This window comes from Mycoplana azooxidifex (genome assembly GCF_014196765.1).
Taxonomy (GTDB): domain Bacteria; phylum Pseudomonadota; class Alphaproteobacteria; order Rhizobiales; family Rhizobiaceae; genus Mycoplana; species Mycoplana azooxidifex.
In genome coordinates this window covers 65,815-91,983 of sequence record NZ_JACIEE010000014.1, presented here as the reverse complement: position 1 = coordinate 91,983, position 26,169 = coordinate 65,815, and the positions used below count along the sequence as shown (strand labels likewise).

The following is a 26,169-nucleotide window of genomic DNA, read 5'->3' as shown; positions in this document are numbered from 1 at the left end:
TCAGCCGAGTACGGCGACCTTGAGCGTGTCCTCGCACCACTGGCGAAAGGTTGTCGGCGTTGAGTTTTCCGGCGTCCTCGACACTGCCAGGTCGAGACCCTGACCCTTCGCCCGGGCCATGTCCGTCATGCCCTGTGCCATGGCCTCTGACATGCCGAACTGCACGAAGCGAGCCTTATAGGCCTCGAAGCTGATCTGCTGGTAGGTCACCACCTTGCCGAGCACATCGGATATGATCCCGGCCATGTCGTTGAACGAAATGTCCTCAGGCCCGAGGACCGGCACCTCGCTCTGGCCCGTCCAACTGTCATCAAGCAGCCAGCGGGCCGCGACCGTTGCGATGTCGCGTGTCGCAACGCTGGGAAGCTTGAGATCGCCGGCGATCGGCAGGAAGAACTTACCCTGATTTCTGATCGCAATTGCCTGGCGGACGATATTGTCCATGAAGGATGGCATGGCCAGGGCACGGAATGGGACCCCCGTACTGGCGATCAAGTCGTCCATCGCCAGCGAGCCGGTGACAAAGCCCGCCTTGTCGGCGACGGGTGAACCGCGCCCGAGCGCCGTGATCGAAACCACGCGCTTGATATCTTGCTCCTTCAGAATCGCTGCCGCGGGACGGGTGAAATCGACGTAGGCCGCCTTGACCGAAACGGCCTTCGGGTCGGGAGGCACGAGCCAGAATACCGCGTCGGCGCCGCTGAACGCTTGATTGACGACGCCAGGATCCCCGTGAGAGCCTTTGAGGACCTCGACGCTATTTCGCACATCTTCGGCCAAGTGTGATGGATCGCGCACAATCACTCGGATTGGCGCGCTCGACATGAGAAGATGTTGAACGACTTGACGGCCAATATCGCCAGTGGGGGCAGTTATAACAATCATGTTTTACTCCAGTGTTTGAAGGTGCAAGTTCGGCCGGCGCGTCCCGCACCGGGCTGACCAAGCAAATGTGCCGTCGCTAGCATTTATGTTCGGCCTCGAAATTATGCCGTTGCCTTAGGACGGTCTATGCTTCATAAGCCTCATTATCTTTGCAATCGTCCGAGACGGCCCATGGATCCACTTTCAGACGTCCTTTCTCTGCTCAAGCCACATGCCTACGTCTCATCCGGCTTCGACGCCGGCGGCGACTGGGCTGTCCAGTTCGGCGACCAGCACAAGCTCATCAAATGTTATGCGGTCGTGTCGGGTGACTGCTGGCTCACCGTGGACGGTATTGCCGACCCGGTGCGCCTTGTGGCGGGGGATTCTTTCGTGCTGCCGACCGGTTGCCCATTCCGGCTTGGCAGCAGCATCGATGGGCCCGCCGTTGGGGCAGGGGAGATATTCCCGGCCGCGCGAAGGGGCGGCGTCGTCACGCTTAACGGCGGCGGGGGATTGTTTCTTGTGGGCAGCCGCTTCGGCGTGAAGGGTAATCACGCCGATATGCTGCTGGGCCTGCTTCCGCCGATCGTGCACATTCACGAGCAACCGGAGCAGGCAGCCCTGCGTTGGTCTGTCGAACAAATGATGAAGGAACTGCGTGAAGAGCAGCCTGGCAATGCCCTTGTCGCGCAGCATTTGGCCCATATGATGCTCGTGCAGGCACTACGTGTGCACCTGGATACGGGCGGCGGCGACCGCGTCGGCTGGTTCTTCTCTCTGGGGGATAAGCAGCTTGGCGCCGCGATCAAGGCAATTCATGCCGAGCCCGCTTATCAATGGACCCTTCAAGAGCTTGGTGAGATTGCCGGCATGTCGCGCTCGACTTTCGCGCTCAGGTTCAAGGAGCGTGTCGGCGAGCCGCCGATGCAGTACGTGGCGCGATGGCGGATGCTGCTTGCCTGCGACAGGCTGGAGAATTCAAGCGATCCCGTCGCGACGGTCGCCGCTTCGCTCGGCTATGAATCGGAAAGTGCATTCAGCACGGCCTTCAAACGCGTCATGGGCTGCTCGCCTCGCCAATACGGGCGCTTTCGGAAGGCGGGGCCGGAGGCGAGTTACGTTGCCGCAAGCTCGCGGTCCCATGAGCGGCGCCCGGATTCCGAGAATGGTAGCCGTCGCGTTCAGCACATTATTGCTGTGGCGGCAGCGGACGGGCGACGTGCGTCGGATCAAAGGCCTGCCCCGGCCAGCCGCTAAGATTGCACGGACACGTCCGTATTGCTGCGCGCGTTTCTATCGAGGAACGGCAGGCGTGATGTTGGCTGCCCAGTCAATGCCAGGATCGCGTTCGCGACCGCCGGTGCAATTGGCGCTACCCCCGGCTCCCCCATACCGGTCGGCCGGCCCGTGGAGGCGATAACGTGGGTTTCGACGACCGGCATCTCGTTCATACGCACAACCAGGTATCGATCGAAATTGGTTTCCTGAACGATACCGTCCTTTAGCGTGATGGCGCCATACAGGGCAGCAGACAGACCGAAGCCGATGCTCCCCTCCATTTGCGCTGCGATCTGGTCGTGCGCTACGGCGATACCGCAATCGACGACAGCAACAACGCGGTGGACGATGGGCCGGTCGTCGACCAATCGCACCTCGGCGACCTGGCCAACGATCGTGCCGAAGGCTTCATGGATAGCGAGCCCGCGCGCCCAGCCGGGCTCGATCGGACCGCCCCAGCCGGCCCTCAGGCAAAGCTCGTCAAGAACTGCGAGCCGTCGCTTGTCCCCCGCCTTCTCGTAAAACACACGCCGGTACGCTGCCGGGTCGAGACCGGCGCGCCGGGCAAGTTGATCGACAATATGCTCCATTACCAGGGCGGTATAGGAATGACCGACTGAGCGCCACAGGCCGACCACGACCGGAAAAGTTGGGGTGAAGATCTTGCCATCGACGGTCGAAGCGGTCGAGAAATAGGGCGAGTGGGTGATCCCTTCGGTCGCGAGAGAGTTCGGCCCAACGGGAAGAAGCGATTGGCAGACGCTGTGGATGCGCCAGCGCGTCGGAAACCCGTCCGGACTCAATTGAACCCACACACGGTGATGCGACATCGGCCGGAAATAGCCGGATGCTATCTCGTCCTCGCGGCTCCACATCAGCTTGACAGGGCGGCCATCGGTCCGCTTGGCGATCCGCACACATTCGACGAGATAGTCAGAGCTCAGAACGCCGCGGCGGCCGAACGACCCGCCGGCAGGCACCACTTCGATGTCGACCTTGCCGGGAATGGTGCGGGCGGCAAACGCAGCATAGACCTGGTCAACCGTCGCCAGATGCGCGCCCGATGTGATCGAGACGTCCCAGCCATTCACCTGGGCAACACAGTCGAGTGTCTCCATGGGCGCATGCGCGAGATAGGGAAAGTCGAAGGCGAAATCCGCGACATCACCATCGAACGGGACCTCAGGATCGTCGCCCTTGGAATCGAACTCGGCCGGTTCCACATCGCTGCGTCCTGCCGCGATATCGTGATAGTAGCGGACGAGTTCGTGCGTGGAGCGCGTTTCGGCTTCGCTGTCGTCCCATTCGATGCGAAGCGCATCGCGCCCCTTCCATGCGGCAAAGGTCGTTTCGGCGACCACGGCAACGCCGGTTTCGATCGCGAAGACATCGACGACACCCTTCACCTTGCGCGCGTCGGATGCATCGAACCGCGCCAGCGTGCCGCCGAAGCGGGGGCTATGCGCGACCATCGCGACCAGCATGTCCGGGCGCTGGATGTCCTGCGTGTAGACCTGGGCGCCCGTGCTCTTCGAAAGGCTATCCTTGCGCCGCACCTTGTCGGTGCCGATCAGCCGATAGTCCGCTGGCCGTTTCAGCACGGGCGACTGCTGTGGTTGCAGGCGAGATGCGTCGGCGAGCAGTTCGACGAAGGTTACGGCGCGGTTCGAGCCGGGTTGGGATACAATCCCGTCGCGCACCGTGATCGCGCCGATTGGAACGCTCCAGCGAAGGGCGGCCGCCTCGACGAACATGGCGCGCGCTGCAGCACCGGCATTGCGCATCAGGTCCCAATTGGATGCGATGCCGTTTGACGCTCCTGTCATCTGTGGGCCGTAGGCGCGAAAATTGCTGCGTGAATCGACGACGCGCACTCTGTCCCAATCCGCGTCGAGCTCCTCGGCGACGATCGCAGCGAGACCGGCATGGATTCCCTGGCCCAGTTCTTGCTGCTTGTTGACGATCGTTACCCAGCCGTCATCGGTAATACGGATGAAGGGCCCGAAAGCGCTGGGCTCGGGATCGTCACCGCCTCCCTGAAGGATCGCGCCGGCGACCTGCATCGGGTTGGTGGCGATGTAGCCGACGACCAGCGCGCCGCCGATCAGCGATCCACCCAGGATCAGCCGGCGGCGCGTCAGCCGGAAGCACGATTTCTTTTCAGATGGATCGGTCATGGGCGTCGTCCTATCGGGGTTGGTGCGTTCGGCTCATGGTGGGCAGACGGCATCGGTTTCCAGCCAGGCCTTGATCAGCGCTCCGAATTCCGCCTGCGTGCCGGGCGCAGCTCTCCGGTCTGCCCCCGGGGTCCATGCCCAGCCGACCAGTTCGTCCTCTGTCATGTGGCGGAGCAGTTCTTCCCGCGTCATATGCGAGCGCGCCGGATCCAGAAGCTGCCTGCAGATATCGCCGAGCGTCTTGCCCTGCCAGGCCATCTCGATGGGAGCGAGCTTCCAGTCTATATTGCCTGGAACACCCGACACTTCGAAATTCTCGGCCTGATGGCAGGTGCTGCAGCGCAGCGTCGGTGCGCCACCACCATCAACGCCGCGTGTGACCCAAGGCGTGTGGGGGCGCAGGCTATCTGTCTGCGTTGGCCGATCGGTTCGCGGATGACAGTTCATGCAGCGCGGGTGCTGGATCACGCGACCCGCTTCCTCGAACAGCGCTATCGATCGCGCCCGTGGATCGGCGATCGCATCAAAGTAGGCAGCCAGACGCAGGCGCTCGATCTCGACAGGCTGCAGCCTGGCCGCGAGCACCTGTGTCTGCGGCATGGTCCGGGGGTATAGCGCGTAGGCAAGGCCGCCCGCACCCACCACCACCACGATCAGCCCAAGTAAAGACAAGACGCCAACCTTAAGTCGGCGACGCCAGTTCCCGAAGGCGGGTGCATGCCAGCTCATGTCGGTGAACCCAACTTCGACGCCGCGTCGTGGATTGCGGCACGAACACGGTTGTATGTCGCGCATCGACAGAGGTTGCCGCTCATGGCCAGATCGATATCGCGGTCGGTTGGTTTCTCGGTGGCGCGAAGCAACGCGATCGCGCTCATCACCTGCCCTGATTGACAGAAGCCACATTGTGGGACGTCGTGCGCAACCCAGGCGTCCTGTATTGCTCTCACGTCGGCGCCTTCTATCGCCTCGATCGTGATGATCCGCGCGGAGGAAGCGACCTCCAGCGAGAGTGTGCAGGAACGCATCGGCTGGCCATCGACATGCACCGTGCATGCGCCGCATTGCGCAGCACCGCAGCCATACTTAGTGCCGGTCAGCTTCAATGTATCGCGAAGCACCCAGAGGAGGGGAGTTTGTCCGTCATCTTCGACGTGGTGAACCTGGCCATTGACGGAGATCGCATACGACATGAACAACTCTCGTGATTAGCTATTTCACCTGAGAGGCTATTCTTTCCCGGCTCAAACGAACACGCGCGATCCTTTAAATAATTTGCCCATTCCTACAAATGGATGATTGGCCGCCTTGATGGGACGAGGGAATCGCCGCACCCTTCAATTCGAGAAAGTGGGAGAGTCGCTTTCACCGGAAGCCTTTTCAAGCGGTGGGAACGCCCCCGAGACAAGATGATAAAGGCCTGTAGCTAAGGCGGCGCAGAGATTAAAAAGGAGCCCCCCATAGCTGCGATGTCGCGCGGCTATGTGGGCTGGGCCAATCCACCAGGTGGCCGAAGAAGGTCAGGCTTCCAGCGCTGCCTTAACTCGCTCTGGAGTGAACGGATAATGGCGAAGCCGCAGACCCCCGGTGAGGCGCGCGACAGCGTTTGCGATTGCCGGACCCGCGGGAGGGAGGCCAGCCTGACCAATGCCGCCAAAAGGACTCCCGGGTGTCGGCACCACGGCGACCTCGATCTCAGGCGCCTCGGACATGCGGATCACCCGATACGTGTCGAAATTCGACTCCTGAACCTCGCCATTGACGACGTTGATCTGCTCGAACAGGGCATGGCCGGTACCGTTGGTGATGCCGGTCATCATCATGGCTTCGATATGGAGGGGCTGGATAGCCACGCCGGCATCGATCGCGCACCAGACCTTGTGCACCCGGATTTGGCCAGTGTCGCGGTTGAGCGAAACCTCGGCGACCTGGGCGCAATGCGAGCCGAAGGCATCGGAGTAAGCCAAGCCGAGCCCCCTACCGTCCCGGGCGCGATCCCACTCAGCCATCCGGGCAACGGTCTCGATCACCTTGCGCGCGCGCGGCTGGTCCTTGAGAAGTTCTAGGCGCAGCGCGGCGGGATCGATGCCTCTGGCGGCTGCAATCTCGTCGATGACACATTCGATCGCAAACCGCGTATAGCCGACCCCCACCGCGAACCAGAATCCAATGGCGAGACCCTTGTCCTGCCGCAAGTATTCGATCTGGTGGGCCGGCACGGCGTAGTTGAATTTTGCGCCTTCGGTCACGACGTCGTCGTGACCGCCTGCCTCTGCGAAGACGGGCGGCAAAGTGCGTGCAAAGATCGAGTCGGCGACGATGCGATGCCGCCAGCCGACGATGTTCCCCTCGGCATCGAGCCCGACCTTCACGTGCTGTGCCTCGAGTGGCCTGAACGTGTCGTGCCGGACGTCATCTTCACGGCTCCAGATGACCTTAACCGGCCGGCCCTCCACGGCCTTGGCCAGCGACACCGCATCAACGATGAAATCTGCCTCCGCCTTGCGCCCGAAGCCGCCGCCGAGCAGGGTTGTGTTCACCTTGACCTTATCGGGCGTGGTGCCCACTATCTCTGCCGCGAACCCCTGTGTGCCTGTCGGACCCTGGGTCGGCGCCCAGATCTCCACCCTGTCGCCGGTGACGAGTGCTGTGGCGTTCATCGGCTCCATGGTTGCGTGGGCGACATGGTCGCTCATGTAGTCGACCTCGATCACCGTCGTGGCCCCGGCGATCGCGGCCTCAGCATCACCATTGGTGTGCGCAGGTACACCTTGCTGGCTAAGGTCGCGGCCGACGGCGCGATACTCGTCGAGCAGCCGCTGGCTTGTATAATTTCTGACCCGTGATGTCGTGCTCCAGGTCACCTTGAGCAGATCCTTCGCACGCTTCGTAGCTTCAACTGTTTCTCCGATAATGCCGACGCCGTAGGGCAGCGCGACGATATGGGTGATGCCGGGAACATCGCGCGCTTCGGCGTCGTCGATGGTCTCCGGCCGTTCGTCCTGAACCGGCGCCCGCAGAACCGCTCCAAAGAGCATGTTCGGAAGCTGGACGTCGATACCGAAGACGGCGGTGCCATTGATTTTCGAGGGCACGTCTATGCGCAGGATTGTTCTGCTGCCAATATAGCGCCACCTGTCGCTTGGCTTTAGATCAGCTTCAGTCGCCTGCGGCAGTGGATCCGGAAGTACGGCTCTAGCGGCGATCTCACCGTAGTCGAGCGAGCGGCCCGAGGGTGGATGCACGACCTTATGGGGCTCGGTCTCGAGTTCCTTCACTGGCACGTTCAGCATGCCAGCCGCGCCTGCAAGAAGGACCAAGCGGGTCTGGGCGCCGGTTAGCCGGAGCAGTGCATTGTAGCCGCGCGTAGACTCGCTACCACCGGTGAGTTGTATCCCGTAGAAGCCGGGATTACCGTAGGTCTCGGCATCGGAGGGTGCCTGCACGACCCGCACACGGTTCCAATCGGCATCTAGCTCCTCGGCGACGAGCAGCGGCAGTGTTGTTGTGATGCCTTGGCCCATCTCGACCGCAGGCGAGATGATGCTGACTGTGCCGTCCGCCGCGATCGTGACCCAGGCGTTAGGACGGAAGTCACCTTGGGCGGAGGGGGCTATGTCTGCACCGTATGCAAGTCCGGGCGGTCTCCCGAACGCGACTGCGATGCCTAAGCCACCGACAGTGACGAGGAAGCTGCGCCGCGACAGTGCGCGGCTCTGAGGCTGCAAGATGTGGGTCATGGCTCAGCCCTCCTGTGCTGCGCGTTGGATCGCGCTGATGATGCGGACATAGGTCCCGCAACGACAAATGTTGCCGTCCATGTGAGCGATGATCTGCTCGCGAGTGGGGGCGGGAGTGTGTTCGAGGAGTGCTGCCGCCTGCATAATCTGGCCGGACTGACAGTAGCCGCATTGCGGCACCTGCTCGGAGATCCAGGCCTTCTGCAGTGGATGGCTTGCGTCCGGCGATAGACCTTCAATGGTGGTCACTTCTCGGCCCGCAACGTCTTCCAGGAAGGTCTGGCATGAGCGTGTCGGTTCTCCGTCGATATGGACAGTGCACGCGCCGCATTGCGCAATCCCACAGCCGAATTTGGTGCCGGTGAGCTTCAGATGCTCGCGGATCACCCAAAGGAGCGGCGTATCGGGTTCGGCGGCGACATCAACCGCTCGCCCGTTGATCGTGAAGGTCGTCATGAATGCTTCTCCTCAATCTGGTGATTGGCTCTCGAGATAATTGATGATTGCAGCCCGTTGTGCGCCATCGGGGATGCTGACGGTCATCCGTGTCCCCCGGATCATTTGGCGCGGCGCGGCGAGAAAGGTCTCGAGTGACTGGGGATCCCAGGTGATGCCGGAAGATTGCATGGCCAGGGAATAGTTCGCGCCTTCGACGCTGCCGGCAGTCCGGCCGATAACGCCAAAGAGTGAGGGTCCCATTTTGGTTTGTCCCGGCTCGATGTTGTGGCAGGCGGCGCAACGCTGCCGGAACAAAGAACAGCCCGAAAGGCAAAAGAATTGTAAACAGAGCGCCCGCCGGTCCTTTGATCCGACCTGCTGCAGGAGCGATTATGGAATGGATCGTGGTGCAAATCATTGTATCGCCTCCATAGTCAGGCGATACGATAGTTATGCCTGTAGAAACGATCTATGCTCGGAAATCCGTAATATCTTTTCGATCGTCCGAACTTGATGTTTGATATCCTGATGGATGCGCTCACTACTGTAGCCGTGTTGGCACCACGTTTCAGCCGATATGCAGGACGTCTCGGCGACTATTTCGCCAATGTTAACGCACTGTGCAGTCTCTCCCGCCAAGCCGAGTCTGCGTGCTCGCCATTACTATTCTGGCAGTTGAGGCCGTTGTCCTAGACGGACGCTTTGTCCTGTTAGCGCTTTCGCCGACTCCTCCGCGAGCCACGCGTTGGTCGAAGAGTGAGCCACGCCGCATGAGGATTGCTTGGAGCTGGCTAGCCGTGGTTGCATCGCGCTGAAGGGGCTCGCAACGCCGGCCCAGTGCCCCGGCTAGCCGCACGAGATGTTGTCAATCCTTCGCGTTTCCTGATTGTAGGAGACCCAGATCTGAAGTTCTTGCGCACGCTGAATAGGACAGACGCCATGTCGCATCTGCTGGTTTTGTTGGAAGCGAATCTAGTGGCTGTCAGACGAAGCGCTGAAATTCCGACGCTCGGCACTGGTTGCCAAAGTAGAATTTGCGCGAGCCGTCTGGGGACTCCGCAATCCAGACACCCGGCTGACGTGGATGGTTCCGGATGGTCGAGTTTTCAGGAGCCCAGTACGTGAATGGCGGCCGCGGATCGGCAACCATCACGACGTCCGGTGTGGCAAGCGGAGAGGCCGCAACCGGAGCCACCCCTGCAGACGTGCAGCTGATCATGGCCGGCACGAATGCGACTGCCATGCCGAGGAAATAGAGCGAAGGCCGGATACGCATAACGAACCTCAACGGCAGGTATTCATGTTGTGGTAGATAAGCGTGACGCGGTGCGCCAGATCACGGAGCAGACATCGGCTTATCATTGCCGTCTGCAGCAGATCAGTACCGCCGACACGGCTGCCAGTGCTGCAACGCCAGAGGCGACGTAGGCGATGTTTCCAAGTCCCCAGTGAGATATCACCAAGCCGCCGATGATCGCTCCCAGTCCCGTACCGGCATTGGCGGCGGATACGTTCAAGGTGCCGGCCAGCGCCTGCGCGTGAGAGGCCGACTTCATCACCCGCACCTGGCAGATTGGAAACAGCGCCGTATAGGCAATGCCCCAGATCGCAAGCGCGGCGCCCAACATAGAGAGCGAACCTGACAACGGCACGCTGGCCGCCATACCGACTCCTAGCAAGACGGAAAATGCAGCGGTGGAGCCTAGCGGGCTGCGGTCAACCAAACGTCCGCCCAGCCAGTTGCCAATCAGGCCGATAGCGCCGAACCCCATCAGCCACCACCCCACATGTGCCGGTGCCACCCCGGCGACGCGCTCCAGCATGTCAGCCAGGTAGGTGTAGGCGGTGAACATCGCGGTGAACACTACCACTGACAATGCGACATTGCCGATAAAGTATGGGTCCTTGAGGATACTGGCCTGCTCCGCCAGACGCAGTCGTCGGGGCATGGCCACAGTCGGCATGAAGATCGTCAGGGCCAATGCCATTGCAAGCGATAGAGCGGCCAGAATCCAGAAAGTCCCACGCCAGCCAATAGCGTCCGATGCCAGCGTACCCAGCGGGATGCCGAACAGCAAAGCAGCGGAGATGCCGAGATACACCTGGGAAACCGCGCGCCCGGCTCGCTGCGTCCCTACGATCTGACCGGCTGTCTCACTGGCCGTGCCCCAAAACACTGGCAGCACCAGTGCAGGAATGAATCGAGCGACACCGAGAACCCAAATGTTTGGGGCAACCGCGGCCAAGGCGTTGGAGGCGGCAAAGACTAGAAGAATGGCGATGAACAGGCGTTTGCGCTCGAGGTGGGATAACAGTGCAGTAAGGACTGGACCGAACAGCATGACTGTGAAGGCGAACAGAGTGACGAGCTGGCCCGCTGCCGAGATCGAAATCTCCAGGTCTCGCGCCAGAGAGGGCAGCAGCCCCACGATGAGGTACTCAGTCGTGACGATAACGAAGGCCGCTACCGCGAGAATGGCGATTGAGAGGCCGTCACGGCTGACCGAAGCGGCGGCGCTCGGCGCTGTAAGGGAAGACATTCAAAAGGCTCCTGTGTGATTTCACGATTGCCTTGACCATATTCGAGAACTAAATTCTTATCTCGGATATATTTTCATCCAATTGCGGAACTATGATCCGCAATGTGAGGAAGCATGTTTCCATCGGAGCGACTCAAGGGCATCGAAAACTTTGTGGCAACGGCTGACGCGGGAAGCTTCACTGCGGCGGCGGAGCGACTGAACCTAACTAGTTCCGCGGTCAGCAAGAGTGTGGGGCGTCTCGAGGACCGGCTCCGCACCCGACTCTTCGAACGCACGACGCGACGCCTTGCCTTAACGGACGCGGGAGTGGCGTTCTACCGCACTTGCGTACGTGTGCTGTCGGAATTGGAAGAAGCCGAAGCGGTACTCGCTGCGCAGCGCAGCGAGCCAATAGGCCGCTTGCGGATGGATGCGCCCGCGACGTTCGGCCGACTACGTGTCTGGCCGCTGATGCTGCGCTTCGCGCAGCAGCACCCGCACTTGCGACCCCACGTTTCCTTCACGGACCGTTTCGTGGATCTGCTCGACGAGGGTATCGATGTGGCGATTCGCATCGGCGGCGCGGATCATTGGCCCGGGTCCGTGGGCCATCGCTACCTCGGTAGCGAACGCCTAATCTTCTGTGCCTCCCCTGACTACCTGACCAAGCTGGGAACGCCGGCATCTTCAGTCGAACTGGTTCAATACGATGCCGTGCTGTATGGCAGGGCCGATGGCACAACCAGCCCATGGCTGATCACGCATGGACCCGGCACGACCGAACGGCGGACGATGGAAGGCCGCATCACCGTTGGCAACGGTGAGGCTCAGGTGGCCGCGGTCAAAGCAGGATACGGCATTGCACAATTGGCAACATGGTTGGTTTGCGAAGAGATTGCGCAGGGTCAGTTGGTGCAAGTTCTGCCGGAATTGGCAACTCAAGGTCTCCCGCTAAACCTGGTTTGGCCCGTAGGGCGGCAATTGCTGCCCAAGGTGGACGCCATGTTGGAATTGCTTTCTGCTGAGCTGCAGATTGCCTAGTCAGCCCTTGAGGCGCCCCTTGCTCGGGCCATGGGATAAACAACAGCACATGCATAAATTTTATGCGACATGAGGCGCGTGAGAGTCAATTGTGCAATTTTGCCTGTTTGTTGCGTTTTTTAAACTTCCAATCTGCTGTTTCCGACGCTAGATTGAAATAAATAGCTGGCACTTGGGCCCCGTTCCGATCGCGTTTTACGACGCGCATCGTCGGGGCTTTTTGCATTGGAATTTCGATGAAGCGTACCGTAGGCATAGGCGTACTTCTTTCACGTAGTGGCATGTATGCCGCATTGTCCCGCGCCAGTCGCGACGGTGTGTTCCGTGGCGTGGAGGAGGTGAACGCCGATCCGAGCCTCGACGTTTCCTTCCGCGTCAACGAGCGCGACCCGGAGGGACGACTCGATCGATATGCGCCGCTTTGCCGTGAAATCCTGCGTGATTCCGGGGCACGCCATATCTTCGGCTGCATCACATCTGCGAGCCGCAAGGAGGTCATTCCTGAACTCGAGCGGTTTGACGGAATTCTGTGGTATCCCGTGCCCTACGAGGGCTTCGAGGCGTCCGAGCGGGTCGCCTACATGCACGCATGCCCGAACCAGCATCTGCTGCCGCTTCTGGACTGGGCGCTGCCCACGCTTGGTACCCGTGCCTACCTCGTCGGCTCTAATTACATCTGGGGATGGGAAATGGCTCAAATCGCGCGCGAGAAGATCGCGGTGGCGGAGGGGCAGATCCTCGGCGATCGCTATCTGCCGATGGGCGATACCGAACTCGACCACATTATCCATGACATCCGGACGCTAAAGCCGAGCTTCATACTGAACTCGCTTGTCGGAGACAGCTCCTATGCGTTTCTCGCGCGGCTGACCGAGTTGAAGCGGGAGACAGAATTCGCCGATGACGTGGCCGTGTTGTCGTGCAACTTCACAGAATGCGAGATCGACGCGGCCGGCGAAGCGGCCGAAGGGCTGGTCTCGGCCGGCCCCTGGTTTGAGCCAGACGGTGGTTCCGGCGGATCGTTTCACGAGATGGCGCGCCAGTCCGTGCATGAACTGGCTCAGCTGCTTCATGGCCGCCCCGGGGCAGAAGAGCTCCCTTTGGCGGAGCTGCTACATACAGCGCTCCGTAGTGGCCGTGCGACGCGGCTCGATCCTGTACACCTTCACGCGCGTCAGCCTGCCATCATTGCGCGGCTCGAGAGCGGGCGGTTCAACGAGATCAAGCGGCTGCCGGTGACGCGGGCCGATCCGTACCTGACGCAACGTTCGCAGCCCGTGCATACGGGTTCCCGGCTGAAGGTCGTGTCATGACGCGCATCAGGACGGAAAACCTGGGCGGCGCCAAGGCCTGGATCCTGCACAGGCCACACCCGTCAGTACAGGGTCTCGTTCGCCAGCTTGGCGTCATCGGACTGGACGTGCGCGAGGCATGGCCGGAACTCCCCTCCGAGGCGATTGCAGCCGACTTCATCTTTTACGATGCCGACACGGGGCACGACGAGCAGTTTCCCTGGGCACCCGGCCAATCACCGATGCCGATGATCGCGTTGATCGGCTCGGAAGCGCCGGGCCGCTTGAGGTGGGCCATGGAAATGGGCGCTCACGCGCAGCTCCTCAAACCGATGAGCGACAAGGGCGTCTACGCGGCTCTTCTCGTCGCGCGCAGCAATTTCGATCGGGCCAATGCCTCCGGGGCCCTGATTGCCGACCTGCAAAGCCGCCTCTCGGCGCGCCAAACGATCGTGCGCGCCGTGATGATCTTCGTGATGAAGGGCAAGACCGAGGCTGAGGCCTATGACCTTCTGCGTCAGACTGCGATGGCTTGGCGCGTGACGATCGAAATTGCCGCGGAGCGGCTCGTGGCAAATTATTCGAACGAGAAGGGCCTTGACGATGGCAGACGCATCGATCCCGCCTGAACCCCTGGTCGTGCCGGAGAGCGGGCCTTCCGTGCTGCGCCAATTGGCTCGGCGCAAGCTTGCGCTTCTGGGATTGCTGATCATCGTCATCTGCGTCGGCGGCGCGATGTTCGCCAGATGGCTCGCGCCGTTCGATCCCTACGAACAGTTCTTCGACGGCCTCACCATCGAAGGCGCGCCGCTGCCGCCCAACGAAGCATTCTGGTTCGGCACGGATCTTCTCGGCCGCGACCTGTTTTCGCGCATTCTCTACGGCGCGCAGACCTCGCTGGTGATCGGCCTCGTTGCCAATGGAGTCGCTTTGCTGATCGGTACGCTGGTGGGCGTCACCGCGGGGTATTTTCGCGGGGTGATCGGCGCAGTGCTCATGCGCTTCACCGATCTGATGATGGCGTTTCCGGCACTGCTGCTGGCGATCTGCCTTGCAGCGATCTTTTCCCCGTCGCTCTGGATCGTCGCCATGGTGATTGCCTTCGTGAACTGGGTACAGACGGCCCGGGTGATCTTCACGCAAGCCTCGTCATTGGCGGAGCGTGACTATATCGCCGCGGAAAGGACGCTCGGCGCCGGTCACGGCCGCATTCTCTTCAAGCACATCCTGCCCCATCTCATTCCGACCCTGATCGTCTGGGGCACGCTCGGCATTTCGACCACCGTGCTGCTGGAGGCGACCCTGTCCTTCCTCGGCATCGGCGTTCAGCCGCCGATGCCATCCTGGGGCAACATCATTTTCGAGAACCAGACCTACTTCCAGTCGGCCCCATGGCTCGTCTTCATTCCCGGCGCGGCGATCCTGCTGCTTGCACTCGCCTTCAACCTCGTCGGCGACGCGCTGCGCGACATCCTCGATCCGACACAACAGGGGCGTGACTGATGGCGACCTATATCCTGAGACGCCTCGTTCAGTCGGCGCTTATCCTGCTCGGCGTCTCGTTCATCACCTTCGTCCTGCTCTACGTGCTGCCGGCAGACCCAGTGCGTCAGATCGCCGGCCGTTCGGCCACGGCTGCGACGGTTGAAAGCATCCGCCAGCAGCTTGGCCTCGACCAGCCGTTCCTCGTCCAATACGGCAACTATCTGTGGAACCTTGTTCAGGGCGATTTCGGACGCTCGTATCTGCAGAAGACCGAAGTCGCCGAACTCCTGTTCTCGCGCCTGCCGGCAACCTTGCTGCTGCTGGTGGCGGCGATTGGCTGCGAACTTCTGATCGGCCTGCCGCTCGGCATCATTGCGGCGCTCAACCGCGGCAAGGCGATCGACAACGGCCTGATGCTGACCAGCTTCCTCACGGTCTCCTCGCCGCAATTCGTTGTCGCCCTGCTGCTGCTCTTCGTCTTTGCGGTGAAGCTTGGCTGGTTTCCGATTGGCGGCTACGGCACGTTCGCCCACCTTGTGCTGCCGGCCGTGACACTCGGCATTCTCGGTTCGGGCTGGTACTCGCGCATCATGCGATCCTCGATGGTCGATGTGCTGCGCGCCGATTTCATCCGCACCGCGCGCGCCAAGGGCCTCGGTCGCAGCAAGGTCATCCTCGGCCACGCACTGCCCAACGCGATCCTGCCGATCATCGCCATGATCGGGATCGATATCGGCCTGTTCATGTCCGGCATTGTCGTTGTCGAGAGCGTCTTTGGCTGGCCAGGCATCGGCCAATTGGCCTGGCAAGCGATCCAACGCGTCGACATCCCGATCATCATGGGCGTCACGCTCGTCTCAGCCTGCGGCATCGTCATCGGCAACCTGATCGCGGACCTGATTTCGCCGCTCATCGATCCGCGCATCAAACTGCGCTGAAACCGTCAACCCACAGGAGTAAGGCCTATGAAGAAGCTTATCCTTTCAACTGCGCTGGCAACCCTCATGGCCCTGCCGGCCTTTGCCCCGGCTCAGGCCCAGGAGCCGAAACGCGGCGGCAACATGGTCGTTACCTACAAGGACGACGTCGCGACGCTCGATCCTGCCATCGGCTATGACTGGCAGAACTGGTCGATGATCAAGTCGGTCTTCGACGGCCTGATGGACTACGAGCCCGGCACGACCAATCTGCGTCCGGGCCTCGCCCAGAGCTATGAAATTTCCGAGGATGGCCTGACCTACACCTTCAAGCTGCGCCCGGGCGTCAAGTTCCACAACGGCCGCGAGCTTGTCGCCGACGACGTCGTCTATTCGATCAACCGCGTCATCAATCCCGCCACCCAGTCGCCGGGCCAGGGCTTCTTCTCCATGATCGACGGCTATGACGCAGCCGCAGCAGGCAAGGCCGCGACCGTTGCGGGTGTCTCTGCCCCCGACGCGAGCACCGTCGTCTTCAAGCTTTCGCGTCCCGATGCAACGTTCCTCCACGTCATGGCGCTGAACTTCTCGTCTGTCGTGCCAAAGGAAGCGGTCGAGGAAGCTGGCGCAGACTTTGGCAAGAAGCCAGTCGGCACCGGTGCATTCAAGCTCACCGAATGGACGCTCGGCCAGCGCCTCGTGTTCGAGAAGAACGCCGATTACTGGATCTCGGGTGTTCCCTATCTCGACAGCTTCACGGTTGAAGTCGGCCAGGAACCGGTCGTCGCGCTACTGCGGGCCCAGAACGGCGAAGTCGACATTCCGGGCGACGGCATTCCGCCGGCCAAGTTCGTCGATGTGATGAAGGACGAGGCGCAGAAAAGCCTCGTGGTCGAAGGCGGCCAGTTGCACACCGGCTATGTCACCATGAACGTCACAAAGGCACCGTTCGACAAGGTCGAGGTGCGCCGTGCCGTCAACATGGCGATCAACAAGGATCGCATCGTTCAGGTCATCAACGGCCGCGCGGTTCCTGCCACCCAGCCGCTTCCGCCCTCCATGCCGGGCTATACCAAGGGTTACGACGGCTACAAGTTTGATCAGGAAGGCGCAAAGAAGCTGCTTGCCGAGGCTGGCTATGCAGACGGCTTCGAGACCGAGCTGTTCGTCATGAATACCGACCCGAACCCGCGCATCGCCCAGGCGATCCAGCAGGACCTGAAGGCCGTCGGCATCAACGCATCGATCAAGTCGCTGGCCCAGGCCAACGTGATCGAGGCTGGCGGTGCCGGCAACGCTCCGATGATCTGGTCCGGCGGCATGGCGTGGATCGCCGACTTCCCGGACCCGGCAAACTTCTATGGCCCGATACTGGGTTGCAGCGGTGCAGTCGAAGGCGGCTGGAACTGGTCGAAATACTGCAATGAAGATCTCGACAAGCTGGCCGCCGAGGCCGATTCCATCGTCGATCCGGCCAGGGTTGACGAGCGTCTCGCCAAGTGGTCCGAAATCTACATGAAGGTGATGGAAGACGCACCGTGGGCGCCGGTCTTCAACGAACAGCGCTACACGCTGAAGTCTGCCCGCATGGGCGGTGACAACGCCCTTTATGTCGATCCGGTATCGATCCCGGTCAACTACGACTACGTCTTCATCAAGGAGTGATGCAGCCATGTGCAAGCACTGCAACCACACGATCCACGCCCATCAGCACCATTTCGGCTGGGACAATTCCTTTGCCCCTGCGCTGACGGCTGCACCGGGCGAGACGATCCTGTTCCAGTGCCTTGACAGTTCTGGGGGCCAGCTTGGCCCCCAATCCACCGTCGAGGACGTGATGGCGCTGGAATTTGCCAGGATCAACCCGGTCTCCGGTCCGATCTATGTCGATGGCGCAAAGCCGGGCGATGTGCTGAAGGTGACGATCGAGAGCTTCACGCCCCAGCTTCGCGACGGCGCCGGCTTTGGCTGGACGGCCAATATTCCCGGCTTCGGCCTGCTTGCCGATCAGTTCACCGAGCCGGCCCTCAATGTCTGGACGTTCGACGCGACGAGCATGGAGCCGGCCCTGTTCGGCAAGAACGGCCGCGTGCCGCTCAAGCCCTTTGCCGGCACCATCGGCAATGCGCTGGCCGAAAAGGGTCACCATACGGTTGTCCCGCCGCGGCGCGTCGGTGGCAATCTCGACATTCGCGACCTGTCCGCCGGAACGACGCTCTATCTGCCGGTTGAGGTTGACGGGGCGCTGTTCTCTGTCGGCGACACCCACGCCGCACAAGGCGATGGCGAGGTTTGCGGTACCGCGATCGAAAGCCCGTTCGATGTCGTGCTGACGCTCGACCTCGTCAAGGACCAGCCGCTGAAGACCCCGCGCTTCACGACGCCTGGCCCGGTCACGCGTCATCTCGACGCCAAGGGCTATGAGGTCACGACAGGCATCGGCCCGGACCTTTGGGCAGCGGCCAGGGACGCCGTCGCCAACATGGTCGATCTTCTCGCAGCGACGCAGAAGATGGATCCGGTCGACGCCTACATGCTCGTCTCGACCTGCGGCGATCTTCGCATTTCCGAGATCGTCGACATGCCGAACGTCGTGGTCAGCTTCTACTTCCCGAGGGTAGTCTTCGAATGACCGCAGCCATGCTTTCTCCCGTGCTCGAATCAACAGCCGACGTCGTCTTGTCGGTTCGCGACCTGCAAGTCTCTGCCCGCTCGGACCAGGGGCTCATTCCGCTGGTCGATGGGCTCAGCTTTGACCTTCATCGAGGCGAGACGCTTGCGATCGCGGGAGAAAGCGGCTCGGGCAAGTCGATCACGTCGCTGGCCTGTATGGGGCTCTTGCCCGCACCCGCCGTGCGGGTGACGGGTGGCTCCATCCGCTTCGGCGAAACAGAACTGACGACCCTGCCCGAGAAAAAAATGCAGGCGATGCGCGGCGCGCGCATCGCCATGATCTTCCAGGAGCCGATGACCGCGCTCAATCCGGTCATGAGTATCGGCCGCCAGTTGATCGAGGCGATCCGCGCGCACGAATCTCTGTCGGTGTCGCAGGCCAGAGGCCGCGCGCTCGAGTCGATCAGGGCCGTTCGCCTCTCCCAGCCCGAAAAGCGACTTGAGCAATATCCGCACGAACTTTCTGGCGGCATGCGCCAGCGCGTGATGATCGCCATGGCGATTGCGCTGCGCCCCGCCGTCCTTATCGCCGACGAACCGACGACGGCGCTCGACGTGACGGTTCAGCGTGAAGTTCTCGACCTGTTGCGGGACCTGCAGGAGGAACTCGGCACCGCCGTCATCCTCATCACCCATGACATGGGCGTGGTGGCGGAGATGGCCGACCGCGTCATCGTCATGCGCAAGGGCAAGATGGTTGAGGCCGCCAACACGGTCGACCTGTTCGATGCCCCGCAAGAGCAATACACGCGCGACCTGCTCGCCGCCGTACCACGGATCGGTGCCGGGGCATCGCGGCCCGAGCCGGAAACCCGCGACGTGCTCGTGCGCTATGATGATGTGTCGGTGAATTTCCCGATCCGCAAGGGTCTCCTTGGCCGCGTTGCGGCCCGCGTCCATGCGGTCGAGCATGTCTCGCTCGAGATCTTTCGAGGTGAGACGCTGTCGCTGGTCGGAGAGTCCGGCTGCGGCAAGTCGACAATGGCGAAAGCGCTGGTCGGGCTCGTGCCCCATGCAGGTCGCATCGAGATCAACGGCCAGGCCATGGGTGATCTCGACTCCGCCGGCCGCAAGGCGATCCGCCGCGATCTCCAGATCGTTTTCCAGGACCCCATGGCGGCGCTCGATGCGCGCATGACCGTCGGCGAGCTCATCCGCGAACCGCTGGTTATCCACGGGATCGGCACGCCGGCCGAACAGAAGGCGCGCGTGCGCGAATTGCTTGATCGCGTCGAGATGTCGCCCAGCGTCTACAATCGCTATCCTCACCAGTTTTCAGGCGGCCAGCGTCAACGCATCTGCATAGCCCGCGCGCTGGCACTGAAACCGAAGCTGATCGTCTGCGACGAAAGCGTTGCGGCATTGGACGTGTCGATCCAGGCCAAGGTCCTCGACCTCTTGCGCGACCTGCAGAAGGAAAGCGGGGTAACCTACCTCTTCATCAGTCACGACATGGCTGTGGTGGAGAACATTTCCGACCGCGTCGCCGTCATGTATCTCGGCCAGATCGTGGAGATGGCAACGCGCGAGCAGCTTTTCGGTAATCCTCAACATCCCTATACCAGGCGCCTGTTGGAAGCGGTTCCGGTTCCGGACCCGCGTCGCGAAAGGGCGACCGGCCTGCGCATGGCGGGCGAGATCCCGAGCCCGGTGTGGAAGATCGGGGAAAGGCCCAAACGCGTGAAGCTGATGGACATCGGCGATGGCCATCTCGTCGGGCATTATGCTCTGGACAATGACGAGGGAAAAATTTCGACCATCGGCGGCTGAACTCCGCCAGCCTCCATGCGACTGCGCTTCGGTTGATCGTCGAATCGACTGACGCAGGTGCGAGAACGCGCAAGCTTACGCAGCTTGGCACATCGCTCACATGCCGTCGAATTCGCCGTTACACCGTAGTAGCCGTTGAGATCCCGCATCTGCTGATCCTCGAACGTATTCCGTCTGAGCTCGCGGAAAATCGAGCGATACCGTCCGAGCTTCACGGCAATCACCTCAACACCGATGTTGGCCATTCGCCAACGAACGATCTTGCGGCGTGCATCCATATCGATCTGGGAGTAGGTGCGCTTTATGACCGTTCCTTGCAACTGGTAAACCATTGTTATCTATCGCAAGTCGCACTTCAAACTAAATCCGCCTGGTCGCCGTTGGTTGCGACTTCGGTCATATCACGCGTCTCCCACCGGAATGCCATTCGTGACCAGGTCTGCGATGGTTTTGCCCCAGCCATTCTGTTCGGTGGCGAAGAAATCGCCGATCACGTAGTTGGCGGCGAGAACCTGTAACGGACCGAGCGGCGAGAGCGGGTCGGTCGCGAGTGCGCCGAGCGAGACCGCGGCCGAGCCCCAGTGGCAGGAGGTCATCTGAAAATCCGGCGAAGTGTCGCGGGCGATCACCCGCTTGTTGAGGATCTTTCCGTCGGGTGCCGGCTGGATGTGGATGTTGAGATGCGGCGTTGTCTTCAGCGGCTCGGCTTGCGTGCCGTCGAAGGCGCCGCCCGCGCGCTCGGTCAGTTCGATCGTGCCGAATTTTTTCGGGTAGCCCCAGAGATCGCGGCCGGCGGCGATGGCCGCGTCGTTATCCTCGTACTCGAACAGAAAGTATCCGCCTTCGCGGTCGCCGAAACGCACGGGGATGACGATGCCTGCATCCATGAAGGGCGTCTTGGGGCCGTTGGTGAAGTCCGAGACGTAGACCAGGAACCGGTCCCCGGCGAGCGTGAACGGCGTGTTCTCCAGATATTGGCCGAGTACCGCGGGATCGCCCTGGCAGATGGCGTTGAGGCTGCGGTTGCCCGGGCATTCATAGGGCACGAAGGGATCCGAGATCAGCGGCGCCTGGAGGGGCATGTTGTTGGCATTGTGGAGCGGAATGCGGGTCATAGATGCCTTGGGCCTTATGAGAGGGGTCGACGGAAATGAAAAATACTCATAAATAATTCATTCTCGTGAATTTGTTTACCGATGATTCCGAACGCGTCAAGTGCTTGCGGCGGGTGGCGCGTTGCCGGATCGTGTAAATATTTTTTCCATTGGCAGGATCGTAAGAATCATTGGAATTTGTCTTCCGTCACCATCGCCCCGGTCCTGATGCGCCAGCACGTCGTATACAATTCCGACTGGGTGTCCAAACGGCTGTTCAAGGACCCCGCTTGACCTACCCGGCGGACGTGCGAAATCTGGCGGGCTTGCCGATATCGGGAGGCCGGGCTAAACGAGACACGTTCCGTAACGGCGCCTGCGTGGCGCGGCGAAGCAATTGCCATGGTGACGAACTTGTCCTCTGATGACCCGAAAAGTGCCGATGATGCCGATCCGCTGATGGTGCGATCGGTGGAAAAAGCGTTTCGGGTGCTGGAAGCTTTCGACGGCACCAACAGGAGCCTCAGCCTTGCGCAGATCGGTGCGAATGTCGGCCTCGACAAGAGCGCCGCGCAACGCTTTACCCATACGCTGAACAGACTGGGTTACCTTCAAAAGGACCCGGTGACCAAACGGTTCGAGCTCAGCCTGCGCAGCCTCGAAATGGCGCGCCATTTCATCACCGCCAACCCGCTGGTCAACCAGGCGATGCCCTATCTCCTCCATCTAAGCCGCGAGACGGAGGAGGCCGTTAACCTGACGCTGCCCGACGGCACGGAGATCGTCTTCGCCGCCCGTTTCATGAGCCGGCATATGCTCAATACCGATGTCGTCGTCGGCACGCGAATGCCCGCCTTCTGCACGGCGCCGGGCCGGGCGATCCTTTCCCGACTGCCGGCTGCGGAAGCCCTGTCGCTTATCGAGCGGTCGCCCTTGCAGGCCTTCACGCCGCAGACGGTGCATACGGTCGAGGGGCTGGTCGAACGGCTCGATGCCGCACGCGGTGACGGCTATGCCACAACCTGGGGCGAATTCTTTCCGGGCGATCTCTCGGTCGCTGCCGCGGTGCTCGATCAGACCGGACGTCCCGTCGCGGCGGTCAATATTGGTGTTTCCAATGCGCGTTACACGCCTGAAAAGGCGGAAGAGACATTCGCGCCTCTCGTCGTCGCTGCCACGCGCTCGATCTCGCAGGCCGCCTCCACCTTCTGACGGTTTCAAAGGACGATTTGTGAGCCTCCGCCGGCCTGCCGGCGAAGGTTTTTGTGTCGTGAAAAATGCCATTGACAATTTAATGTATCGAAATACGATACGGTGTATCACAATACGATACGATGGATCGCATGACAAATTTCATTCTGACAGAGCAGCGCGGCTCCTGCCGCGTGATTACGCTGAACCGCCCCGAGGTTCTCAATGCCTGGCATTCCCCGATGCGCCTTGATCTCATGGCTGCGTTGGAGTCGGCCGAAGAGGACGCTGCCGCCGGCGCGATCATCATGACAGGCGCAGGCGAACGCGCCTTTGGTGCAGGGCAGGATCTCAACGAGACCAAGACCTTCGACCCCGACCGCGCCGAACTCTGGATCGGCGAGTGGGAACGGCTCTACGATCGTATCCGCAGCCTCTCTAAGCCGTTGATCATGGCGCTAAACGGCCTGGCTGCAGGCTCGGCCTTCCAGGTGACTCTGCTCGGCGATTTCCGCATCGGCCATGACGGCGTGAAGATGGGGCAGCCGGAGATCAATTCCGGCATCGCCAGCACGACCGGCCCTTGGATCATGATGGAGATGATCGGGCTTGCGCGCACCACTGACCTGACCCTCAGCGGCCGCATGATGGATGCGGCGGAATGTGTCGCCATCGGTCTCATCAACCGGATCGTCCCGCGCGAGGAGGTGCTGGAGGCATCATTGGCGCTCGGCGAACAGCTTGCCGCCAAGCCGCGGCTTGCCATGAAGCTCAACAAGCAGCGCTTCCGCGAAGTCACCGAGGCCCGTTTCCGCGATGCGCTTGCGGCTGGCGTGCGCAACCAGCGCATCGCCTATGGCGACGGCGAGCCCAACCGCATGATGGAGCAGTTCCTCGCCGCCAAATCAAAGGCGAAGTCCGGCTGAGCCGCACCATCAACCCGCTTTTCAAGATCAATGACTTTTCAGGACTGTAGCGTGAAAGACCAAGGTTTCATTTCTCGCCTGCCGGCCCGGGCCATGGCCTCACCCGATGCCATCTATGCGACGTTCGACGGCGATCCGATCACCTTTGCCGATCTGCACCGCAAGTCGGACAGTGTTGCGGTCGCACTTCGTCGTCTCGGCGTCGAGAAGGGCGATCGCGTCGCGCTGATGCTGCGCAACAGTCGCGACAGCCTTGCCGTGCTGTTCGCCATCGCCAAGTGCGGCGCCGTCTGGGTGCCGGTCAATGTACAGCTGCGTGGCGACGGGTTGAAGTACATCCTGGAACATTGCGATCCACGTGTCGTCTTCGCCGATCGCGATCTCTTTCCGAATATCGCGGAGTGCGGTGCCGACACCACGGTGTTCCGGCTTGTCGCGGAGGCAGATGATGCGGAATCGCTCGACCGGCTCGCCAGCGGCGATCACGTCTTCGCCGAGCCGCTGCCGTCGGCCGATGACCTCTTCGCGTTGAACTATACGTCCGGCACGACCGGCCGGCCGAAGGGGGTGCGCGTCACCCATCGCATGCTGCGCTATGCGGCGGAGGGCGCGATGCTTTGCTCGGATGCGCGTGATGGCGATGTCTTCTTCGTCTGGGAGCCGCTTTATCATATCGGCGGTGCGCAGCTGATCCCGATCCCGCTGTTGCGCGATGCCAGGCTTTCCATGGTGCAGCGCTTCAGCGCCAGCCGATTCTGGGATCAGGTGCGTGACTGCGGCGCGACGCAGATCCACTATCTCGGCGGCGTGTTGCAGATACTCCTCAAGCAACCCGAGAGAGCGCGCGACCGTGACCACAAGGTACGCGTCGCCTGGGGCGGTGGCTGTCCGCGCGATATCTGGCGCGCCTTTGAGGAGCGCTTCGGCACACCGCTTCGCGAATGCTACGGGATGACGGAATCGTCCAGCATCACCACGTTCAACGCGGCTGGCCTAGTCGGTTCGGTTGGTACCCCCGTGCCGTGGCTTTCCGTCGAGATTCTCGACGAACAAGGTGCGCCCGTGGCGGCGGGTGTGCATGGCGAGATCGTCGTCCATCCGCGTCAGGCGGGCGCGGTCTTCGCCGGCTATTTCCGCAATGAGGAGGCGACCGCCAAGGCGCTGCGGCCGGACGGTTTCCACACCGGCGACCTCGGCATGATCGATGCGGACGGCAACCTCTATTTCCTCGGCCGCCTGACCGACAGCGTTCGGGTGAAGGGCGAGAACGTCTCGGCCTTCGAGGTGGAGCATGTCGCAGGCAGCCATCCGATGGTCGAGGACTGCGCGCTGATCGGCGTCAAGGCCGAGATCGGCGAACAGGAGATCAAGCTGTTCATCAAGCCGAAGGAAGGGGCCGCGATCGACTACCTGGCCTTTTCCGACTGGCTTGCCCATCGTCTGGCGCCGTTCCAGAACCCGCGCTACCTCGCCGTGGTCGAGGATTTCGAGCGTACGCCGAGCCAACGCATCATGAAGCACCGCCTGCCTGCATCCGTCGAAGGCAGCTGGGACAGGCAGCAACGCACCGGCCGATGAGGTCCGGTACAGATACGCACATAACCGCATACCCCAAGGGGAGACAGTCAGAATGAAGGCCGCCGTTCTCTACACGTTCAACGAAGACCTCGTCATCGAGGATGTGCCGATCGCTGATCCCGGCGATCGCGAGGTGCTGGTGCGTATCATCGCGACCGGCGTCTGCCACAGCGATCTCAGCGCCGCAAAGGGCAAGTCGCGCCCCAAGCTGCCCGTCATTCTCGGCCATGAAGCGGCCGGCATTGTCGAGCGTACCGGTTCGGCGGTTTCCAAGGTGAAAAAGGGTGACCACGTCATCCTTTCCTGGGCGCCCAATTGCGGCGAATGCTTCTATTGCCACAAGCGACTGCCGACCATGTGCGACACCTATGGTGACGCTGCAGGCGGCAACACGCTCTGGAACGGTGCCCTCCGGCTTGGCAGTGCGAAGAAGCCGGTCAATCACTTCACCTGCGTTTCGAGCTTTGCAGAGCTCGCGGTCGTGCCGGAAGCGGGCTGCTCCAGGATCGAGCACGACATTCCCTTCGAGGTCGCGGCCCTTGTCGGTTGCGCCGTGACGACGGGTTTCGGGGCGGTGGTGAACGATGCGCGCGTCGAGCCCGGCGAGATCGTCGGCGTCATCGGTGTCGGTGGTGTCGGCATCAATGCCATCCACGCGGCGTCGGTCGCCGGGGCGGAAGCGGTCGTCGCCATCGATATCAATCCGGAAAAGGAGGCGGTCGCCCGTTCGTTCGGCGCGACGCACTTCCTGAACTCCGCAACGCAGGATGTCACCGCGGAACTGAAGGCGCTGAGCCGCGGCCGCGGACCCGACAGCATCATCGACTGCACCGGGCGGCCCGCGGCAATTGCACTTGCCTATGACAGCGTCCGGCTCGGCGGTTCAGTGATTTCCGTGGGCATCGCCGCCAAGGGCGAGATGGTCTCGCTGCCGGCCTCAACCTTGCCGAATACCCAGAGACGCATCATCGGCAGCAACTATGGCGGCGGAGTTCCGGAGCGTGATTTCGAACGCATCCTCGGCCTCTACCGGGCCGGCCGTTTCGATCTCGACCGCCAGGTCGGCGCGCGCGTGCCGCTGGAGCAGATCAATGAGGCCTTCCGCTGGCTGGAGCAGGGCGTTCTTGCCCGCACGCTCGTGTGCTTCGACCGCTGACCGACGAAATCCAATGAGACAGAA

The 26,169-nt window shown here is 61.7% G+C and carries 22 protein-coding genes and 2 pseudogenes; 14 read left to right on the top strand and 10 right to left on the bottom strand.

Going from position 1 to position 26,169, the window contains the following annotated elements; translation table 11 throughout:
• Positions 1-885: an NmrA family NAD(P)-binding protein gene (locus GGQ64_RS25400; protein ID WP_183808107.1), complete on the bottom strand. Its 885-nt coding sequence runs from the start codon at positions 883-885 to the stop codon at positions 1-3.
• A 171-nt stretch (positions 886-1,056) separates the two neighbouring features.
• Here GGQ64_RS25400 and GGQ64_RS25395 point away from each other — a divergent pair, with 171 nt between their 5' ends.
• On the top strand, positions 1,057-2,124 hold the full coding sequence (locus GGQ64_RS25395) for an AraC family transcriptional regulator (protein WP_183808106.1): 1,068 nt from the start codon (positions 1,057-1,059) through the stop codon (positions 2,122-2,124).
• On the opposite strand, the gene GGQ64_RS25390 is transcribed toward GGQ64_RS25395, so the two are convergent.
• The 7 genes from GGQ64_RS25390 to GGQ64_RS25360 all read right to left on the bottom strand — a co-directional run bounded on the left by GGQ64_RS25390 (position 2,121) and on the right by GGQ64_RS25360 (position 11,040).
• A complete protein-coding gene (locus GGQ64_RS25390; protein ID WP_183808105.1) occupies positions 2,121-4,322 on the bottom strand; it encodes a xanthine dehydrogenase family protein molybdopterin-binding subunit in 2,202 nt (733 codons plus the stop codon). The two genes, GGQ64_RS25395 and GGQ64_RS25390, sit on opposite strands and share 4 nt — an antisense overlap.
• A 33-nt stretch (positions 4,323-4,355) precedes the next feature.
• A complete protein-coding gene (locus GGQ64_RS25385; protein WP_183808104.1) occupies positions 4,356-5,051 on the bottom strand; it encodes a type II secretion system protein in 696 nt (231 codons plus the stop codon).
• Positions 5,048-5,515: a (2Fe-2S)-binding protein gene (locus GGQ64_RS25380; RefSeq protein WP_183808103.1), complete on the bottom strand. Its 468-nt coding sequence runs from the start codon at positions 5,513-5,515 to the stop codon at positions 5,048-5,050. Before GGQ64_RS25380 ends, GGQ64_RS25385 begins: the two co-directional genes overlap by 4 nt.
• 327 nt (positions 5,516-5,842) lie before the next feature.
• Positions 5,843-8,062, bottom strand: coding sequence for a xanthine dehydrogenase family protein molybdopterin-binding subunit (locus GGQ64_RS25375; RefSeq protein ID WP_183808102.1), 2,220 nt, complete (start codon positions 8,060-8,062; stop codon positions 5,843-5,845).
• A gap of 3 nt (positions 8,063-8,065) precedes the next feature.
• Positions 8,066-8,518 (bottom strand): (2Fe-2S)-binding protein, encoded by a 453-nt coding sequence (locus GGQ64_RS25370; RefSeq protein ID WP_171376127.1) that lies wholly within the window; start codon positions 8,516-8,518, stop codon positions 8,066-8,068.
• 12 nt (positions 8,519-8,530) lie between these two features.
• Complete coding sequence (locus tag GGQ64_RS25365; protein WP_246422932.1) at positions 8,531-8,815, bottom strand: c-type cytochrome; 285 nt, start codon at positions 8,813-8,815, stop codon at positions 8,531-8,533.
• 1,043 nt (positions 8,816-9,858) lie between these two features.
• Positions 9,859-11,040, bottom strand: a complete 1,182-nt coding sequence (locus GGQ64_RS25360) for an MFS transporter (RefSeq protein WP_183808101.1) — start codon at positions 11,038-11,040, stop codon at positions 9,859-9,861.
• A gap of 114 nt (positions 11,041-11,154) precedes the next feature.
• Between GGQ64_RS25360 and GGQ64_RS28270 the strand changes: the two are divergent.
• From GGQ64_RS28270 to GGQ64_RS25320, 9 genes and pseudogenes are all read left to right on the top strand, one after another.
• Positions 11,155-11,337: pseudogene (locus tag GGQ64_RS28270) on the top strand (LysR family transcriptional regulator); the annotation flags it as partial.
• Positions 11,338-11,349: 12 nt separating this feature from the next.
• A complete protein-coding gene (locus tag GGQ64_RS25355; RefSeq protein ID WP_343059580.1) occupies positions 11,350-12,063 on the top strand; it encodes a LysR substrate-binding domain-containing protein in 714 nt (237 codons plus the stop codon).
• Positions 12,064-12,299: 236 nt separating this feature from the next.
• A complete protein-coding gene (locus GGQ64_RS25350) occupies positions 12,300-13,376 on the top strand; it encodes a transporter substrate-binding protein (protein WP_183808099.1) in 1,077 nt (358 codons plus the stop codon).
• Positions 13,373-13,984, top strand: a complete 612-nt coding sequence (locus GGQ64_RS25345) for an ANTAR domain-containing response regulator (protein ID WP_183808098.1) — start codon at positions 13,373-13,375, stop codon at positions 13,982-13,984. Before GGQ64_RS25350 ends, GGQ64_RS25345 begins: the two co-directional genes overlap by 4 nt.
• Positions 13,959-14,858, top strand: coding sequence for an ABC transporter permease (locus GGQ64_RS25340; protein WP_183808097.1), 900 nt, complete (start codon positions 13,959-13,961; stop codon positions 14,856-14,858). Before GGQ64_RS25345 ends, GGQ64_RS25340 begins: the two co-directional genes overlap by 26 nt.
• Complete coding sequence (locus tag GGQ64_RS25335) at positions 14,858-15,778, top strand: ABC transporter permease (RefSeq protein ID WP_183808096.1); 921 nt, start codon at positions 14,858-14,860, stop codon at positions 15,776-15,778. The genes GGQ64_RS25340 and GGQ64_RS25335 overlap by 1 nt, the downstream gene beginning before the upstream one ends.
• A gap of 27 nt (positions 15,779-15,805) precedes the next feature.
• Positions 15,806-17,422, top strand: a complete 1,617-nt coding sequence (locus tag GGQ64_RS25330; protein ID WP_183808095.1) for an ABC transporter substrate-binding protein — start codon at positions 15,806-15,808, stop codon at positions 17,420-17,422.
• A gap of 7 nt (positions 17,423-17,429) precedes the next feature.
• Positions 17,430-18,389, top strand: a complete 960-nt coding sequence (locus GGQ64_RS25325; RefSeq protein WP_183808094.1) for an acetamidase/formamidase family protein — start codon at positions 17,430-17,432, stop codon at positions 18,387-18,389.
• Positions 18,386-20,200 (top strand): ABC transporter ATP-binding protein, encoded by a 1,815-nt coding sequence (locus tag GGQ64_RS25320; protein WP_183808093.1) that lies wholly within the window; start codon positions 18,386-18,388, stop codon positions 20,198-20,200. The genes GGQ64_RS25325 and GGQ64_RS25320 overlap by 4 nt, the downstream gene beginning before the upstream one ends.
• Before the next feature lie 42 nt (positions 20,201-20,242).
• Here GGQ64_RS25320 and GGQ64_RS25315 read toward each other — a convergent pair.
• Positions 20,243-20,505 (bottom strand): annotated as a pseudogene (locus GGQ64_RS25315) (IS30 family transposase); the annotation flags it as partial.
• Between the two features lie 96 nt (positions 20,506-20,601).
• Positions 20,602-21,315 carry an acetoacetate decarboxylase family protein gene (locus GGQ64_RS25310; RefSeq protein ID WP_183808092.1) on the bottom strand — a complete coding sequence of 238 codons (714 nt, stop codon included), beginning with the start codon at positions 21,313-21,315 and terminating at the stop codon, positions 20,602-20,604.
• A 384-nt stretch (positions 21,316-21,699) separates the two neighbouring features.
• Between GGQ64_RS25310 and GGQ64_RS25305 the strand changes: the two genes are divergently transcribed.
• The 4 genes from GGQ64_RS25305 (at position 21,700) to GGQ64_RS25290 (ending at position 26,145) form a co-directional block, all read left to right on the top strand.
• Positions 21,700-22,506 (top strand): IclR family transcriptional regulator, encoded by an 807-nt coding sequence (locus GGQ64_RS25305; protein WP_425488546.1) that lies wholly within the window; start codon positions 21,700-21,702, stop codon positions 22,504-22,506.
• Positions 22,507-22,637: 131 nt separating this feature from the next.
• Positions 22,638-23,411 carry an enoyl-CoA hydratase/isomerase family protein gene (locus GGQ64_RS25300; RefSeq protein ID WP_183808091.1) on the top strand — a complete coding sequence of 258 codons (774 nt, stop codon included), beginning with the start codon at positions 22,638-22,640 and terminating at the stop codon, positions 23,409-23,411.
• Between the two features lie 51 nt (positions 23,412-23,462).
• Positions 23,463-24,989, top strand: coding sequence for an AMP-binding protein (locus GGQ64_RS25295; RefSeq protein ID WP_343059576.1), 1,527 nt, complete (start codon positions 23,463-23,465; stop codon positions 24,987-24,989).
• A 52-nt stretch (positions 24,990-25,041) separates the two neighbouring features.
• Complete coding sequence (locus GGQ64_RS25290) at positions 25,042-26,145, top strand: zinc-binding dehydrogenase (protein WP_183808089.1); 1,104 nt, start codon at positions 25,042-25,044, stop codon at positions 26,143-26,145.
• Positions 26,146-26,169 lie beyond the last annotated feature (24 nt).